Below are 17,298 nucleotides of genomic sequence, written 5' to 3'. Positions count from 1 at the left end.
CTTTCTAGTCCAGGTCCAGCGCAAGGGTGTCGACGACGGCGGCCACCTCGGCCATCCACGAGCGCCGGCCCTCGGGCGGCCCGCCGAACAGGGTGTGGTGCAGCTTCTTCTCGGCGTCGTCGAGATGCACGCGAATCACGGTGCGGCGCTGTGGATCCAGCACGGTGTTCCAGAAGTCGTCGGCGTCCATCTCACCGAGACCCTTGTTGCGCTGGACTTCCACCCGGCGCTTCGAGCGCGCCTTCAGCTCGGCGACGGCCGTGTCGCGCTCGGACTCGTCCTGGCAGTAGATGCGCTCCTGACCGTCTTTCACCACGAACAGCGGCGGCAGCGTCACGTAGACCATGCCGGCCGCGACGAGCGGGCGGTAGAAGTCCAGGAACATCGAGATCAGGCTTGAGTTGATGTTGCCGCCGTCGGGGTCGGCGTCGGAGGCGAACAGGATTCGGTCGTAGCGGCACTGCTCGGGGTCGCAGTTGTCGCGCACGCCGCAGCCCAGGATGCGTTCGATGGAATCGAACTCGTCCTTGACCCGGGCCTTGTTCACCGTGAAGCCATAGACGTTGGGCGGCTTGCCTTTCAGTGGGAAGGCGGCCTGGAACGTCGCGTCGCGCGCCGCCTTGATGGTGCCCAGCGCCGAGTCGCCCTCGCAGAGGAACAGTTCGGCGCCCGAGCCGCGGCCGGTCTCGCGGCTGGGTAGCAGCTTCGGCGGCAGCGAGAGGTTGGTGCCCAGCCCCTTGGCCTTCGAGGCCGCGCGGGACCGCGCCTTGGCGCCCTCGGCACTGCGGCGCGCGCGGGCCGACTCGAGCGCCAGCTTGGTCCACAGCGACACCGTCTCGCTGTTCGCGGGATTCGCCGCCCAGACGTTGACGCTGCGCGCCACGTCCGGCGCCATGGCGACGTTCAGCGAGCGCGACGAGACCGCGGTCTTGGCCTGCGAGTCCCAGCCGACGTCCGGGGCGCGGGTGTCGACGGCCAGCGCGGTGACCGCGGCGAAGTCCTGCGGTTCGGGTCCGTCCTCACCCTTGGCCAGACCCAGGTCCCGGATCCGGGACGCCCGGTCGGCGAGCGCCTCCGACAGCCCCTTGATGGCGGCGGTCAGGTGTGAGCCGCCGCCGGGGGTGCGCACGGTGTTGCAGAACGCGGCCACGGTGGTCGGCTCGGCCGGGCCGGCCGTCAGCGACCAGCGGAACGGGGTGGGGCCGCGCCCGGTGGTGTACTCGCCGCGTCCTTCGACCACAGCGCGGACCGGGGGCAGGGGAGTGCCTGCCGAGGTGCACATGAGGTCCAGCAGCGCTTCGGTGCCCCAGGGGCCGTTGAAGGGCTGCAGCAACGCGGGCGGGACCTCCTCGCCGGGCCAGCCGTCGTCGACGACGGTCAGGTGCACACCGGGGCACATCCGGGCGGCGGCGTGGGCGCGCAGCAGGACCTCGGCGATGTCGACGCTGGCGTCCGGCACGACGGCCTGGTCGAACAGGATGCGCACCGTGGTGCCGTGGGCGTCGGGCTTGCGGTTGCCCGTGCCACGCAGCTTCTGGTTGTCGGCACGGGTGAACTCGGCGTTCGGGTCGAACTCCTTGCCCTCGAACGTGCCGGGGTAGCCGTGGCCGAAGCTCTGCAGGTACGTCTTGCCGGCGCGGCGCACCGTGACGTCGGTGCGGGCCGAGATGAACACCGCGGCCGCGGCGCCGATGCCGTTCAGGCCGGCACCGGTGCTGGTGGCGTCGGTGTGGGCCGAGAACTTGCCACCGGCGCGCGCCGTCCCGAGGGTCTTGACGATGCCGTTCTTGCCGGTCACGGGGTCGGAGTCGATGGGAAGGCCGCGTCCGTCGTCGGCGACACTCACCGAGCCGTCGGCATGCAGGGTGATGGTGACGGTGGATCCGCCGTGACTGGGATCGGCGACCTCTTCGACCGCGTTGTCCACCAGCTCGCGCAAGGCGGTGTTGAGCACGTCCAGGCCCAGGTTGACCGCCGGTCGCAGGCGGGTGTGCTGAACATCGTCGAGTTCGGTGATGTCCGCAGCGTTGTAGCTCACTGCTGGTCCTTTCCGTCAGGGCCGGTCGGGAGCGACCGAAGCCCCAATACAGGGTGTGCCGCAGGAATGGTAGGCGGTTCGGCCGACAACCTTGCAGATCCATGCGCGAGTTTGTCGGTGGTCTGCGCCACGATGTGACAGTGGCAGCACTCACCACGGTCCAGGCCCGTCGCATCGCCGTCGCCGCCCAGGGCTTTCACGAACCCAAGCCGACCGGACCGGTAACCCGGGCACACCTGAAGCGTTTGCTGTCCAGAATACAAGTGCTGCAGCTGGATTCGGTATCGGTCTGCGTCCGGGCGCATTACGCGCCGGTGTTCAGCCGGCTCGGCCCCTACGATCGGGACGCTCTCGACGCGCTGGCGTGGAGCCACAGTGCGCGCTCGCCGCGGCATCTCATCGAATATTGGGCGCACGAGGCCGCGTTGTTGCCGGTCGACGACTGGCCGCTGCTGCGCTGGCGGATGCGCGAATACACCCACGGTCGCTGGGGCACGGAGATCGTCAAACGCAACGGTGAGCTGGCCGAGAAGATCGTCGCCGCCGTCGCCGAACTCGGGCCGTCGACCGCCGGACAGATCGAGGCCCACCTCGAGGCCGAACCCCGAGGCGCCAAGGGGCCGTGGTGGGGGCGCAGTGACACCAAGTGGGTGGCCGAGGCGCTGTGGTCGTCGGGTGTGCTCACCACCGCCACTCGGGCCGGGTTCGCGCGGCACTACGACCTGGTCGAACGGGTGTTGCCGGCGGAGGTGCTGGCCCGGGAGGTGTCCGACGACGAGGCGGTCCGGCAGTTGGTGCTCAAGGCCGCCGGGGCGCTGGGTGTGGGGACCGAGGCCGATATCCGCGACTATTTCCGCCTGGGCGCGCGTCAGGTGAAGCCCGCGCTGGCGGCGCTGGTGGCGTCCGGAGAGCTCGAGCCCGTCGCGATCGACGGGGTGCCGGCCTACCTGCGTGCCGGGCAGAAAGTCCCGCGGACCGACCGCGGAACGGCGCTGTTGTGCCCGTTCGACCCGCTGATCTTCTTCCGGCCCCGAGTCGAGCGACTGTTCGGTTTCCACTACCGGATCGAGATCTACACCCCGGCCGCGAAGCGCCAATTCGGTTACTACGTCTGGCCGTTTCTGCTCGACGGCCAATTGGTCGCGCGCGTCGACCTGAAACGAACCCCTGACGCACTCCATGTGGTCGGTGCGTTCGCCGAGGACGGCCAGGACCGGGCGCGGGTGGCCGCGGCGCTGGTGCCGGAGCTGCAGTCGATGGCGGCGTGGCTCGGCGTCGACGACGTGACCGTCGGGGAGCGCGGTGACCTGGTGGCGGAGTTGAAGCGTCGGGCTTAGATCCTCAGCCGGCCATCAGTGCGACGCTGTGCATGGTTGAGGTGAAACATCCCGCAACCGCATCGGTACGGCTGTTGCGGGACGTACTTGCCTCTGCCGCGTTTGCCGCGTTTGCGCATCGCACGGACCGCCGCCCTCGCCTGCCGTTCCTTCGGAAAGTCATCTTTGTATGGCGAGGGACACGGCGCGTCCAACACTGCGGTGTTGTATGTCATGCCGACTCACCGGCCTGGAATGACTTGGGTGACGGTGGCCTTCAGGTTCGCGTTCTCCTGGCCCGAGATCGACGTCTCGCGGTCGAACGTGGCTGTGCCGCTGGCATCGATGATGAAGTTGCCGACCTGATCCTGGTCCCCACCGGTGACGGTGAAGACAACCGTTGTCTTGTCGGGTAGCGGCTTGGTGCTGAGGTATTGAGGATTGATGGTGTAGTGGTAGTTGCAGCCGGCCGATCCGAAGCATTTCTGTTCGGTGATGATCACGCCGACGATGAAGTCGGCCGGCGTAGGCGGTGCTGCTTTGGATTTGGTCGGGGTGGTGACAGCGGACGATCCGGTGGCAAGGCTGCTTCCCGACCTGGCTTTCTCGGTTGCCGCGCATCCAGCCGCCAGAGCGACAAGGGCCGGGGCGATGACGATGGTGTTGAGTGCGATGCGGTTCATGGTTGTTCCTTCTCAGAGTTGGGGTGATCGGATCAGGCGACGGCGTCGCCGGGCGTATCGGTGATGTCCGAAGCGGATTGCACGTCCGCCAGTGCCGCGAGAGCCTCCGACAGCAGCCGCTGGATACCAGAAGTGACTGCGGTGCAGCCGCTCTCGATCTTGTCGGCGTTCTTGTGGATGGAGCTCGCCGCCTTCTTGATGTCGTCGATGCGGGCCAACTGGGCGACGGCCGCGGTGATCTTCTCCTCAGCGGTGGACAACTGTTCGGCACCGTGACGCGTGGCGGCGGCCACGGCTGCGGCTCGCAGCAACAACACGACGGTGCGCACCAGATCGGGGTCGTCGGAAGTCGGATCGAACGCGAGCACGATTCGCCGCGACCCGAGCACCCGGATCGAGCGGCCCCCGTTCTGGTCGGTGGTTCGGACGAGGCCGAGCGATGCCGCCGCCTGTCGGTTGCGCTCGGCCTCGTCCAGGTACTCGGTCCACCCCGCACGGGCCGAGTCCGTCATTTCGATCACCACGCGTGCGAGGCCGCCGTCGACCGTGAGCAGGCCGTCGCCTTTCTTGGACCGGGGCAGGTGCCCAACGGTGGAACGGGTATCGGTGTACTCATCACCAAGGCCCGCCGCGACCTCGGCCAACACGATGTTGACCTGGTTCTCGTAAGTGTCGCCCTTGATCGGCGTCACCTTGCTGACTTTGTCCTGCGCAGCTTGGACCTTGAGCGCCACGCCGAGTTCGTCCACCTTCTGGGCGATGGTCGCGTGGTTCTTGCCGATCAGCTCGGTCAGCTGGAGTTGACGTGCTTCCAGACCCGCGGTGTGTTTGGCCATCGGAGAGGTCGGGTCAGTCGGATCGAACTGCTTGACCGCCTTGGCCAGAACTTCGGTGATACTGGCCGAGCTCTTGGCATCCAGGTCAGCGCCGAACTTGTCGAGCAGCGGTTGGAGCTTCTCGAGCAGTTCGGGGCTGTCGCCGGCGAAGATCCGGCGGACTTCGGTGCTCAGTTCGGTCTTCGCCGCGGCCACCGAATCGGTGAACTCCTTGCGGCTGGTCTTGTCGGCCTCGACGATCGCCTTCTTCGCATCCTCGGCGGCCTTCGTCATGGTCTTGGTGGCGTCCTTGACGGTGCGGTCGGTCAGTTCGGCTGCCTGAACCGATGTCGCCGCGGTCTTGTCGCCGACCTCTTTGATCATTCGTTCGAGGGCACGGGAGTCCTGGGATTGGCCGGTGGCCGACAGCGCGTGGGCGCCGATCTTGAGCGCTTCGGTCACGAAGGCGGACATGTCGGCTGCTGTGAGGACGTCGGCGTCATCGACGACGGGTCCGCGTTCCCCGGTCGTCCAGCGCTGCGCTTCACGGGTGAGGTCTTTGTCCTGGACGGTCAGCCGGTTGATGACGACGGCGTTGGCGGCGACGTCCAAGTGCGCGGTGTTCGGGTTGCTCATGGCTACTCCTTGCGGTGAGTGCCGGTTGGTTCCGGCGGGTGACGCAAGAGTGCTGCCAATCGACTCGTATCGACAATGATTGAATCTGATAAGCGGGCTTATCAGTGATGCTCATTGACCGCAGATGGACCGAGGCTTACGTTGAGCTGGAGCTAATCGGCCTTGGGGAGGTGAATATGCCGACGATGACGTTGCAGGACATGGCCGATCTCGCCAAGGTACGCCGCGCGGTTGTCAGCACATGGCGAAATCGACCGCTTGTTCGCGGCGTGTCTCATCCCTTTCCTACCGCCATCGAGCGGGTTGATGGTCAAGATCGGTTCGACGTAGCCGACGTCGTTGAGTACCTCAAGCGGACCGGCCGGGGCAACAACCCAGATGTTGTCGATGACGCTCCGGCAATCGCTGTACCCATCGAGGCGGCGCTTGAGGATGTCGTGACGTTGTTGGCTTGGCATGTCCTTACCGGTGAGGATCTGGCCGGCACCTCGCATGCCTACCGGGTGCGGCGTGCCGCGGAATGCGACCCGGATGATCGCATCCTGTTGCGTGAGCTCAGTCGTCTCCATGCCGCTGATGCGGTCCTCGACTACACAGACCAGCTTCTGGCGGCGTCATTCGGCGCCGTCGACGCCTTGCAACGGGTAGAGGAAGGGCAGCTCGGCCGGAGGGAGGCTGCGCGGAATCTGTCTTCTGCTGCAACGGATTTGATTGCGAGCGTCGTCAGCGCGTGTGTTGTTTATCTCGGCGGAGACGGTGTGGCGCTGAGTGTGGATGGCAGTGAGTTGTCCCTCGACGTCGCCGGCGAGGCCGCTACCGCAATCACGACGACCGAGCGGGGTATCGCACGCCGCGCTCTCATTCGCGGTGTGCAACTGGGCGAACCATCGCGGCCGACATTACTCTCATTCACGTCAGTTGTCGGTCGCGAACCGGCCGATGTGCTCGACGCGGTGGACGACGTGGTCCTTGACTTGGAGGCAGGTCATATCGCGATCGTCGTCGGGCCGGCGTCAATCCTCGCCGACGACTTGACCGGGCCGCTGCAGGGCAGGCGGGCAAGTGTGCTTCGTATCGAGAATGTGGTTGCCGCACTTCGGCTTCCGCGCGGCTACTGGCGTGAGGCGCATCGACAGAGCTTGGCACTCTGGGTTTGTCTGGGCGACGCTCGTCGGCAGCGCCCTGTGGTGGGAGATCTGTGCGCTGCCGACACTATTGCGAACGACGATGTGGCTGCCGACGTTGCGGCGGCGTTGTCGGGTGAATCAGGTAGGGCATTCCGTTACGGCCGTCTCGGCGACGTGTCGACGATTTTGGCCGGTGGCGCTCTCGTTCCACGCGGTGTGCAACCACCGCGGATGAGGCTGCTCAACACCGGGAATCATGTCGAAGCGGTTCACGCCGCGACGCTGACCACCAGCGTGCCGCTGGCGCCCTTGGACGTTCTCGTGCAGCCGTCTCCCGGACGGCTTCAGGTCGCACAGCGGTCACTCGGCCAGTTGAGGGCGGACGGAAAGCTGACTCTTAAGCGAGGCAACCGGATTGACCTGGCCTTCGCGGATCCCAACGGCACCGTCAACGTTTTGCCGGAGCCTGTATCGGGGGCCGCCCGCTTTGATCCCGTCGACGCCGAGCAACGCTATCCGCGATCGGCCCGTACCAATCCTGGCGATGTTGTGTTCGTGGAGCATCCGCGACCGCAGGCCTGGGTGGACGTGCGCGGTGGGTCGATGGTGGCGTCCCCGGCCCGTATTCTTCGACTTGAGGCGACTGCGGAGATCGGGCCGCGACTACTGGCCGCCGCGATCAACCGACTGCCTGCAGCGCCATCGGAGTGGCAGAGCTGGTCGGTTCCAGTAATGACCGGCGCAGAAGCACAACGACTCGAAGAGGCGCTGGCTGAGGTGGATGCCTTCGAGCGTGAGCTCCGGCAGAGAGCCGCCGCTGCAAAAGACTTGACCAGCGCATTGATCGACGGCGTCGCCGCGGGAGCCCTGACCCTCGACGCCGCACCCATGACCGTCGGTGCAGATGCACCGCAGAGAGGAAACTGATGCCACCCCGTAAGAAGGCCGACGAGCCCCAGGCGCCGTCGACCATGAAGGAACTCAAGGACACGCTGTGGAAGGCCGCGGACAAACTCCGTGGGTCACTGTCCGCCAGCCAGTACAAAGACGTGATCCTGGGCCTGGTGTTCCTGAAGTACGTCTCGGATGCGTATGACGAACGGCGCGAGGCGATTCGGGCGGAGCTGGTGGCCGACGGTATGGAAGCAGATCAGATCGAAGATCTGATCGACGACCCTGAGGAGTACCAGGGTTATGGCGTCTTCGTGGTGCCACCGACCGCGCAGTGGACGTTCCTTGCCGAGAACGCGAAAGGCCGCGACGCCAAGACCATCGGTCAGCTGATCGACGAGGCCATGGACGCCGTGATGAAGGCCAACCCGACGCTGGGTGGCACGCTCCCGCGCATCTACAACAAAGACAACATCGATCAGCGCAGACTCGGCGAGCTGATCGACCTGTTCAACAGCGCGCGGTTCAGTCGTCAGGGCGACGGTCGCGCACGCGACCTGATGGGCGAGGTGTACGAGTACTTCCTCGGGAACTTCGCCCGCGCGGAAGGCAAACGGGGTGGAGAGTTCTTCACGCCGCCGAGCGTGGTGCGAGTCCTGGTCGAGGTCTTAGAGCCGTCGAAGGGCCGGGTGTATGACCCGTGCTGTGGTTCGGGCGGCATGTTCGTGCAGACCGACCGCTTCATCTACGAGCACGACGGCGACCCGAAAGATATTGCGGTGTATGGCCAGGAGTCCATTGAGGAGACCTGGCGCATGGCGAAGATGAACCTCGCTATCCACGGCATCGACAACAAGGGCCTCGGCGCGCGCTGGGGCGATACCTTCGCCCGTGATCAGCACGCCGAGACCCAGATGGACTATGTACTGGCCAATCCGCCGTTCAATATCAAGGACTGGTCGCGCAACGAGGAAGACCCTCGATGGCGGTACGGGGTGCCGCCGGCCAACAACGCCAACTACGCCTGGATCCAGCACATCCTGTACAAGTTGGCACCCGGCGGTAAGGCCGGCGTGGTTATGGCCAACGGGTCGATGTCGTCGAACTCCAACGGAGAAGGCCAGATTCGGGCCCAGATTGTCGAAGCTGATCTGGTGTCCTGCATGATCGCACTGCCAACCCAACTGTTCCGCAGCACCGGTATTCCGGTTTGCGTCTGGTTCTTTGCCAAGGACAAGGCGGCGGGCAAACAGGGGTCTGTCGATCGCACCGGGCAAGTGCTGTTCATCGATGCCCGAGAGATGGGCTACATGGTCGACCGCGCCGAGCGTGCGCTGTCGAATGACGACATTGTGAAGATTGGCGACACCTTCCATGCGTGGCGTGGATCTTCCTCGGCTGCGGCGAAGGGTGTTGTCTACGAAGATGTTCCGGGCTTCTGTAAGTCGGCGACGTTGGCGGAGATCAAGGACGCCGATTATGCGCTGACGCCAGGTCGGTATGTCGGTGCTGCCGAAGTCGAGGACGATGGCGAGCCGATCGAAGAGAAGATCGCACGACTGAAGACAGAACTGCTTGCGGCGTTTGACGAGTCGGCTCGGTTGGAGCAGGTCGTTCGGGAACAGTTGGAGCGGCTCGATGGATGAGTGGCAGTTAGTGCAGTTCGAGGACGTCGTGGAACTTCAACGTGGGCACGATCTGCCCGCTTCCGAGAGGAATCCTGGGGACGTACCTGTTATCGGATCGTTCGGTATCACTGGAACACACGATCGCGCAGCCTATGACGGCCCAGGTGTCGCGATTGGACGAAGTGGCGCAGCAATCGGCACTGCGACTTACGTCGCAGGTGCATACTGGCCACTGAATACGTGTCTGTTCGTAAAGGACTTCAAAGGAAACGACTCTCAGTGGGTTTTCCGATTGTTGCAGACGATCGACTTTACCGGCTTCAATTCCGGTAGCGCTCAGCCGTCCCTGAATCGTAACTTTCTGAAGAACATTCCTGTGCTGCGGCCGCCTGTCACGGTTCAGAGGTCGATCGCGAGCATACTTGCTGCGCTTGACGACAAGCTCACCGTGAACGACAGAATCGCGCAAGCGTTACTAGATCTTGCTGGGACTCTTTTTCTTGAGGCCGTGGCGGCGAATGAGTCACGGATGTTGACTATCGGAGAGTTGGCGGATATCAGGGCGATCGAGTTCAGTGACGGTTACAGGACGAAAAAGATTGAGCACGGACGTCCCGGGTTACGGATCTTGCGGGCGGGCGACGTGCGGGATTCGTATCTATATCCGAGCGGCGGGGACTATGTCTCGAGCGACTATTCACGGCAGATCGGGTCGAAAGCATCGCGGCCTGGCGACATCGTGCTCACGACCAAGGGAACCGTGGGGAGAGTGGCTGTCGTCGCTGACGCGGTCGAACCCGTCGTTTATAGCCCGCAGGTCTGTTTTTTTCGAGTAACAGATGCTTGCCAGGTTGACCCCGGCTACCTAAGTGGATGGTTTCGGAGCGATGATCTGCAACGTCAGGCGGCGACGCTGATGAATAAGAGCGACATGGCGCCGTACGTCAGTCTTCGCGACGTCCGCTCACTAACGTTGCCTCTATTGTCAATTAGTGATCAACGACGCTGTGGTGAAGTGCAGAACAGCCTGATAACGATATTCGAGGCGACTCGGATTGAGAATGACAGGTTGGTACGAACGCGCGATCAACTATTGCCACTGTTGATGTCGGGAAAGCTCGCAGTACGAACGGCAGAATCGATCGTCGAGGAGATGGTTTAGATGCCGTACAACCTCGATGACCGCCTGGTTGTGGGAGTCGCCTCCAGCGCACTCTTTGACCTCTCGGAGTCAGACGCCTACTTCAAACAGCACGGTGAAGCGAAGTACCGCGTCTACCAAGACGAGCGGATCGACGAAACCCTGCAACCTGGCGTCGCGTTCCCGTTCATCCAACGCCTGGTGAACCTCAACGATCTCCGCCCCGGCAATCCACTTGTTGAAGTAATCATCTTGTCGCACAACGATCCGATGACCGGGTTGCGGGTGATGCGGTCGGTCAGGGCTCACGGTTTGGGCATCACCCGATCGGTGTTCACGCAAGGCCAATCCCCCCACGCCTACATCGAGGCGTTCGAAATGTCACTGTTCCTCACCGGAAATCGGGGCGATGTCGATGCGGCTATCAAGGCGGGATTCCCCGCGGGCCATGTGCTGCCCTCGTCCGCGACCTACGACGATGCTGACCCTACGCTTCGCGTGGCATTCGACTTCGATGGTGTTCTAGCAGATGATCATTCGGAGCGGGTGTATCGGGAAGCTGAAGGAATCGAGGAGTACTTCGAGCATGAGGACCAGAACAGTCGTGTGGCGCTTGCTCCCGGTCTACTGCAGCCGCTGCTGGCGGATCTGAACCGTATTCAAACCCTCGAAGAGGAGCGCAGGATCGGCGACCCGTCGTACTTGCCGCGGCTCCGGATCTCATTGATCACGGCACGGAACGCACCCGCCCACGAACGGCCGGTCCATTCCATGAGCGAGTGGGGTGTCAACGTCAACGACGCCTTCTTCCTCGGCGGCATCGATAAGTCGAAAGTCCTGAAAGTTCTTCGCCCACATATCTTCTTCGATGATCAACAGGTGCACCTCGATGGCGCGGTCGAGTACATCGCCGGCGTACATATCCCGTACGGCGTCGCCAACATCGCGAAATCGGTGGCGAACACAGATGTCGCGTTTCCACCTCACGGCGCACTAGAACCGGAGCTGGCTGATGTCGCCGGGTGACGATCGGCGTCCGGCTCCAATCCCGGATTGGTACCCCGAACTACTCGACGCGGTTGCGGGTCGCGTCCAGGCTGGACGTCAGCGTGCCATCGCCGCTGCCAACCAAGAATTGGTCGCCACGTACTGGCAGGTTGGTAGCGAAATCGTCGCGCGTATGGAGTTCGAGGGCTGGGGCGCCCGGGTCGTCGATCGCTTGGCGGCCGACCTGCGTGACCGGTTCCCGGGCGCCAAGGGGTTCTCGCCCCGCAACCTCAGATACATGCGAACCTTCGCCGCGGTCTGGTCGGAGAACGCAATCTTGCAAGCACCGCTTGCAAGATTGCCGTGGTACCACCACATCGCGTTGCTGGAGAAGCTCGACGCTGCTGACGTGCGGCTATGGTACGCCGAGCGTGCCATGGACCAAGGCTGGAGCCGCAATGTCCTGGTGCACCACATCGAAGGACAGTTGCACCGGCGTGCTGGCAAGGCCATCTCCAACTTCGCCAATACCCTGCCACCGGCAGACTCCGACTTGGCTCAGCAGTCGACGCGCGACCCGTACCTCTTCGACTTCGTCGGCAACGCCGACATCCGCCGGGAACGAGACCTCGAACATGCGCTGACCGCTCACGTCGAGAAGTTCCTGCTCGAACTTGGTCAGGGATTCGCGTTCGTCGGGCGCCAGGTGCACCTTGAGGTCGGTGATGCGGACTTTTACCTGGATCTGCTCTTCTACCATCTGCGGCTGCGGTGCTACGTCGTCATCGAGTTGAAGGTCGGTGACTTCGAGCCGGGTTACATCGGCCAACTCGGCACCTACATGGCCGCGATCGACGACAAATTCAGGCATGGCGATGACAAGCCCACCATCGGTTTGCTGCTGTGCAAGACGAAGAACAACGTGGTCGCCGAGTACGCCCTGCGGGGCTACACCATGCCGATCGGCGTCGCCGAGTGGAAGACCGCGATCACTGAAAGCCTGCCCGCCGAACTGGAATCGGGCCTACCGAGCATCGAACAACTCGAAGCCGAGCTGGCCGAGGACGGAGAACCATGAGCATGTTCAGCGAAGCGGACTGGGAGCAACTCGCGCTAGAGGCTCTCGGCCGGCAAGAATGGTTGCCGCTCAAGGGCGCTCAGATCGCGCCGGGAACCGACGATGGCCGCGATGCCTGGGATGACCTGGTACTCAAGGGTCGAACGCTCGCGCGCATGCGGACCCTGAACCCGGGTGTCCCATTTGAGTATTTGGAGCAGGCTCTTGCGGCGATTGCCCAGCCTGCATCACAAGACCCCATGCAGGAGAATCACCGCCTGCACGACTATTTGGTGGGCGGCTACCGCGGCATCAGTTACATCGACGCGGACGGCTTGGAGCAGAACCCGACCATCCGGCTGGTCGGTCATCGTCCTGAAGACAATGAACTGCTTGCGGTGCAACAGGTTACGGTCCGCACCGCCGAACACGAGCGCCGCTTCGACGTCGTACTGTTCGTCAACGGGCTGCCGCTGGTGTTCTTTGAACTCAAGCAGGCCGGGTCCAAGCATGCCGATCTGGCTGCGGCGCACAGCCAGTTTCAAACGTATCTGCGTGAGTTCCCGATGGCCTTCCGCTTCGCGGCGTTCAACGTCATCAGCGACGGCATCACCGCTCGGTACGGGACTCCGTTCACCGCGCTCGAACACTTCGCGCCATGGAACGTTGACGACGATGGCAAGCCGGTCAAGTCCGGCGCCGCCCTCGACGACGAACACGGCGGCACCGAACTGGAGTACCTGATCGAGGGGTTGTTCAACCCCGAACGTTTCCTGCAGTTGTTACGCAATTTCACCGCGTTCGATTCCAAGGCGGACGGGTTGACCAAGCGAATTGCCAAGCCGCACCAGTATTTCGCGGTCACTAAGGCCATCGGCACAACCGTCCAGGCATTCGAGAGCAATGGGAAGGCCGGCGTCGTCTGGCATACCCAGGGCTCCGGCAAGTCCATGGAGATGGAGCTCTACGCTCACCTCGTCGCGCTGCAACCGAAGCTGAAGAACCCAACCGTCATCGTCGTTACCGACCGCAAAGAACTCGACAGCCAGCTGTTCGAGACCTTCAATCGTTCTCAGCTGCTGCGTGAATCGCCGGTCAAAATCACCTCACGTACTGAACTACGTGACGAGCTCGGCAATCGTACGACTGGCGGCATCTACTTCACCACCTTGCAGAAATTCGACCTGACCAAGGCCGAGCGGAACGCCGGAAGCGAACACCCGCTGCTGTCAGACCGGCGCAACATCGTCGTCATGGTCGACGAGGCGCACCGCAGCCACTACGACCAGCTTGACGGATACGCCCGCCACATCCGCGACGCACTGCCGAATGCTGTGTACATCGCGTTCACTGGCACACCGATTTCGTTCTCGGATCGCAACACCAAGGATGTCTTCGGCGAGTACATCGACGTCTACGACCTGACTCGCGCAGTGAAAGACGGTGCGACGGTTCCTGTTTACTTCGAGCCCCGACTGATCAAGGTTGGCTTTGCCGAGGACATCACCGAGGACGATCTCGACCGAGCCGCTGATGAGGCGACTCTCGGACTCGATGACGTCGAACGCGCGCAGATCGAGAAGTCGGTGGCGGTCATCAACGCGGTCTACGGCGCTCCGCAACGGCTCGCTGCACTCGCGTCAGACATCCTGGCGCACTGGGACGTTCGATCTACGGAGATGCAAAAGTTCATCTCGAGTCCCGGCAAGGCGCTCATCGTCGGCGCCACACGGGAGATCTGCGCCCGACTCTACGAAGAGATTGTGGCACTGCGACCGTCGTGGGCAGACGATGCGATCGACAAGGGTGCCATCAAGGTCGTGTACTCGGGTACCGCGCAGGACCAGGGTCTTGTGGCCAAGCACGTGCGGCGCGAGGCGCAGAACAAGACGATTCAGCAACGCCTTCGGGACCCCGATGACGAACTTCAGCTCGTCATCGTCAAGGACATGATGCTTACGGGCTTCGACGCTCCGCCGCTACATACGCTCTACCTGGATCGGCCGTTGAAGGGTGCCTTGCTGATGCAGACACTCGCCCGCGTCAACCGCACTTTCCGTGGAAAACGGGACGGGATGCTGGTCGCCTACGCCCCACTCGTCGAGAACCTCAACGCGGCTCTGGCCGAGTACACCGTCGACGACCAGAAGGAAAAACCTGTCGGCAAGAACGTCGACGAAGCGGTGGCACTCACCGAGCGACTCATCGCCCAGCTCGACGAGCTATGTGCCGGATTCGACTGGCGACGGATCGCCGCTACGTCTTCGACAACCGGTTGGATGAAGGCCGCCACCGCCCTGACCAACTACCTCAGCGATCCAGCGACGCCGGGCAACCAAGTTTCTGACGGCGAACCCACACTGCGTGAGCGGTACCGGTTGCTGGCCAACCAACTAGCCCGGGCATGGGCACTCTGCGCGGGCAGCGAGACGCTGGACAAGCTGCGCCAAACCGTCCGGTTCTACGAAGAGGTGCGGATCTACCTGGCCAAGTTCGATGCCCAGCTTCGGCAGTCTGAGGGTAAGCCGATTCCCGAAGACATCAAACGCATGCTGTCGACGCTTGTTGCGGGTTCGACCGCATCTGGGGAGATTGTCGATATCTACCAGGCTGCCGGTCTGCCGAAGCCGTCCCTCGACGAGTTGGATGCTGACTTCGAGAACAAGGCCAAGTCTGCGACTAATCCGCATCTGGCGATCGAAGCGCTGCGCGCGGTGCTCACCGAAGAAGCGACGCGATCCACCAAGGGCAACGTGGTGCGTCAACGGGCGTTCTCCGAGCGCATTTCTGAGCTCATGCGGCGGTACACCAACCAGCAGCTGACGTCGGCTGAGGTTATTGCCGAGCTGATCGAAATGGCGCGGGAGGTCGCCGCTGAAGGGAACCGTGGACAGCGCTTCTCACCGCCGTTGTCGCACGACGAGCTGGCGTTCTACGACGCCGTCGCCCAGAACGAATCCGCCGTCGAGTTCCAGGGAGAAGATGTCCTGGCGCAGATCGCGCGCGAGTTGGTGGCGGTGATGCAGCGCGACACCAAGACCGACTGGACGGTGCGTGACGACGTTCGGGCCAAACTCCGATCGTCCATCAAGCGTCTGCTGGTCAAGTACAAGTACCCGCCGGACAAGCAGCCGGCGGCGATCAAGCTGGTGATGGAGCAGATGGAGGTGCTTGCGCCCGAGTATGCGGGCGCGCGCACTGCGCCCTACGAGGCCAGTGATGCCCACGGAACGCCGGGTGCGAACCGTGAATCGATCATCGACGCTTTGGCTGCAGATCGCCTCTGACCGGGATTTCCCAGCCGTCGGTCGGATTGCGCATTGACCTGCGGTTTTGCGTCGGGCTTGGTCTAGATGCGTACCAATCTGGGGTCTGATGGGCGGCGGCCCGGGCGTGAATGGCGTCGGCCACACATCTCGGGCAGTCTTAGACTGCAAATCGTGGGGGAGCACGTCACGGTCGACAGTGATGGCCTGCTGTCCCATGCCGGTGTTTGCGACACCGCGGCCGCAGCGATCCGCGCCGCAGCGTTCCGCGCCGCAGCGCCCTCGGCCGCAGGCCACCTGACCCAGGCAACCACCGCGGCTGTTGCCCAGGGCCATGCCCTGATCGATGCGATCGCCGCCCGACTGTCCGAGCGCGCCACCGCGACCGGTACCACGCTGTGTACCGCGGCGGGGAAGTACGCCGGCACCGACAGCGACAGCGCGCAGTCGATCACCACCACCGTTCAGGTCTGATGCCTGCGGCTAGCGGTGGGGCCCTGTCCCGCTCCGACGTCGAATCCTGGGGCACTACCCACCTTGAGGTCGCCGCCACACGCTGGCGGTCGACCGCGGCGCACTGGGAAAGCCACTTCGAGACCATCCACACCGGCATGCTGCGACCCGGCGGGACGGCCTGGGAAGGAACCGCCGCCGATGCCGCGGCCGAGCGCAGCTGGGGCGACCTGGTGAAAGTCCGGGGTGCGGGCGATGCGTTATACGCAGCGGCCAGTCGTGCCACCAATGGAGCTGGCGACATCGCCTGGGCTAAACGTCAGGTGCTCGACGCGATTGCCGAAGCCGAAGATGCCGGATTCGCTGTCGGACAAGACTTCTCGGTCACCGACAAGTCCGCCGGCAGCCTGCTGCGCAACACCGCTGCCCGGCAACAGCAGGCGCAGGCCTTCGCCACCGAAATCAGTGCCCGCGTGCAGGCACTTGTAGCGATCGACCAGGCGATCGCCACGCAGATCAGCGGGGCGTTGGCGCCGTTGGAGGGCATGAAGTTCACCGAACCAGAGGGTGCGCCGGCGGCACCGGGCCCGTTGGCGAACGATCACGAACCGGTGGTGCAGGCGGCGGGATATGGGATTAGGGAGGATGTACCGCCGCCTACGCCTGCCGTGCCACCGGGCCCGAACGCCGCAGATATGAAAGGCGTGCTGGACAAGCTGCCGCAAGGGAGCCAGCCCAACATCAGGGAGGTTCGCACGCCCGATGATTTGCAGGCCCTGAAACGGTGGATGACGCAGGGCGGCGTCGACGGCCAGAACCGCTACGGAGACCCAGGTAGGGGTGCGTGGAAGGTCCTCCCCGACGGCAGCGAAGTCGGCGAACGCTTCGCCGCGAAATCGACCGGCACCAACTCCCTCGACATCGATCTCAAGAGCGCCAACGGGGCAGAACACTGGAAGGTGCACATCAACCCGAAGACCGGCGGCATTCCGGAAATCCCCGCACCCAAGGCGCCACCGATCGAGCCGCAGGCGCCGAAAGCAATACCCGCAGAACCGAGCTCGCCGAGACCGCCTGTCACCGAACGGGCCCCCGAGATCGGGGCGAGGGGATGGGGCGGACCGTCAGCAGAACCATTCGGACCGCAGCCGGTGCACCCACCCGGCAGCATCCACCACCATTTCCCGATCCTGGGCGTTGACGACCCGGAAGAGAATCCGCGTGACTTCGAGGGGCACTCATGACGATGATGAACACGAG

The 17,298-nt window shown here is 63.8% G+C and carries 11 protein-coding genes and 1 pseudogene; 9 read left to right on the top strand and 3 right to left on the bottom strand.

Translation table 11 applies throughout. The features are described 5' to 3' along the window. Positions 1-4: 4 nt before the first annotated feature. Positions 5-2,038 carry a toprim domain-containing protein gene (locus tag EB75_RS08155; protein ID WP_073694905.1) on the bottom strand — a complete coding sequence of 678 codons (2,034 nt, stop codon included), beginning with the start codon at positions 2,036-2,038 and terminating at the stop codon, positions 5-7. 140 nt (positions 2,039-2,178) lie between these two features. Here EB75_RS08155 and EB75_RS08150 point away from each other — a divergent pair, with 140 nt between their 5' ends. Further along, positions 2,179-3,375 (top strand): winged helix-turn-helix domain-containing protein, encoded by a 1,197-nt coding sequence (locus tag EB75_RS08150; RefSeq protein ID WP_073694952.1) that lies wholly within the window; start codon positions 2,179-2,181, stop codon positions 3,373-3,375. A gap of 221 nt (positions 3,376-3,596) precedes the next feature. Here the strand turns inward: EB75_RS08150 and EB75_RS08140 are convergent, their stop codons facing one another. Together EB75_RS08140 and EB75_RS08135 are read right to left on the bottom strand one after the other, a co-directional pair. After that, the gene (locus EB75_RS08140; protein ID WP_073694903.1) at positions 3,597-4,037 is read right to left on the bottom strand and encodes a hypothetical protein; all 441 of its coding nucleotides are present in this window, start codon (positions 4,035-4,037) and stop codon (positions 3,597-3,599) included. A 32-nt stretch (positions 4,038-4,069) separates the two neighbouring features. Further along, complete coding sequence (locus EB75_RS08135) at positions 4,070-5,488, bottom strand: Fis family transcriptional regulator (protein WP_073694902.1); 1,419 nt, start codon at positions 5,486-5,488, stop codon at positions 4,070-4,072. 185 nt (positions 5,489-5,673) lie between these two features. On the opposite strand from EB75_RS08135, the gene EB75_RS08130 reads away from it, so the two are divergent. From EB75_RS08130 to EB75_RS08095, 8 genes and pseudogenes are all read left to right on the top strand, one after another. Further along, positions 5,674-7,542, top strand: coding sequence for a hypothetical protein (locus tag EB75_RS08130; RefSeq protein WP_286150116.1), 1,869 nt, complete (start codon positions 5,674-5,676; stop codon positions 7,540-7,542). Continuing rightward, the gene (locus tag EB75_RS08125; protein WP_073694901.1) at positions 7,542-9,152 is read left to right on the top strand and encodes a class I SAM-dependent DNA methyltransferase; all 1,611 of its coding nucleotides are present in this window, start codon (positions 7,542-7,544) and stop codon (positions 9,150-9,152) included. The genes EB75_RS08130 and EB75_RS08125 overlap by 1 nt, the downstream gene beginning before the upstream one ends. Next, on the top strand, positions 9,145-10,296 hold the full coding sequence (locus EB75_RS08120) for a restriction endonuclease subunit S (protein WP_073694900.1): 1,152 nt from the start codon (positions 9,145-9,147) through the stop codon (positions 10,294-10,296). The genes EB75_RS08125 and EB75_RS08120 overlap by 8 nt, the downstream gene beginning before the upstream one ends. Next, positions 10,297-11,301, top strand: coding sequence for a 5'-nucleotidase (locus tag EB75_RS08115; RefSeq protein WP_073694899.1), 1,005 nt, complete (start codon positions 10,297-10,299; stop codon positions 11,299-11,301). Continuing rightward, positions 11,288-12,340 (top strand): PDDEXK nuclease domain-containing protein, encoded by a 1,053-nt coding sequence (locus EB75_RS08110; protein ID WP_073694898.1) that lies wholly within the window; start codon positions 11,288-11,290, stop codon positions 12,338-12,340. Before EB75_RS08115 ends, EB75_RS08110 begins: the two co-directional genes overlap by 14 nt. Then, positions 12,337-15,513: pseudogene (locus tag EB75_RS08105) on the top strand (type I restriction endonuclease subunit R); the annotation flags it as partial. The gene EB75_RS08110 and the pseudogene EB75_RS08105, both read left to right, overlap by 4 nt. Positions 15,514-15,759: 246 nt before the next feature. Continuing rightward, positions 15,760-16,059 (top strand): type VII secretion target, encoded by a 300-nt coding sequence (locus tag EB75_RS08100; protein WP_073694897.1) that lies wholly within the window; start codon positions 15,760-15,762, stop codon positions 16,057-16,059. Continuing rightward, positions 16,059-17,282, top strand: a complete 1,224-nt coding sequence (locus EB75_RS08095; RefSeq protein ID WP_073694896.1) for a hypothetical protein — start codon at positions 16,059-16,061, stop codon at positions 17,280-17,282. Before EB75_RS08100 ends, EB75_RS08095 begins: the two co-directional genes overlap by 1 nt. Positions 17,283-17,298: the final 16 nt, after the last annotated feature.

It is taken from the genome of Mycobacterium sp. ST-F2 (assembly GCF_001905655.1).
Classification (GTDB): Bacteria; Actinomycetota; Actinomycetes; order Mycobacteriales; family Mycobacteriaceae; genus Mycobacterium.
Note: the sequence above shows the minus strand (reverse complement) of the source record. Positions and strands in the feature narration are given on the sequence as shown.

Bases quoted from the DNA above. Each gene is read 5' to 3' on its own strand.
- EB75_RS08140 (WP_073694903.1), bottom strand. From the start codon at position 4,037: ATGAACCGCATCGCACTCAACACCATCGTCATCGCCCCGGCCCTTGTC.
- EB75_RS08135 (WP_073694902.1), bottom strand. From the start codon at position 5,488: ATGAGCAACCCGAACACCGCGCACTTGGACGTCGCCGCCAACGCCGTC.
- EB75_RS08130 (WP_286150116.1), top strand. From the start codon at position 5,674: ATGACGTTGCAGGACATGGCCGATCTCGCCAAGGTACGCCGCGCGGTT.
- EB75_RS08125 (WP_073694901.1), top strand. From the start codon at position 7,542: ATGCCACCCCGTAAGAAGGCCGACGAGCCCCAGGCGCCGTCGACCATG.
- EB75_RS08120 (WP_073694900.1), top strand. From the start codon at position 9,145: ATGGATGAGTGGCAGTTAGTGCAGTTCGAGGACGTCGTGGAACTTCAA.
- EB75_RS08115 (WP_073694899.1), top strand. From the start codon at position 10,297: ATGCCGTACAACCTCGATGACCGCCTGGTTGTGGGAGTCGCCTCCAGC.
- EB75_RS08110 (WP_073694898.1), top strand. From the start codon at position 11,288: ATGTCGCCGGGTGACGATCGGCGTCCGGCTCCAATCCCGGATTGGTAC.
- EB75_RS08095 (WP_073694896.1), top strand. From the start codon at position 16,059: ATGCCTGCGGCTAGCGGTGGGGCCCTGTCCCGCTCCGACGTCGAATCC.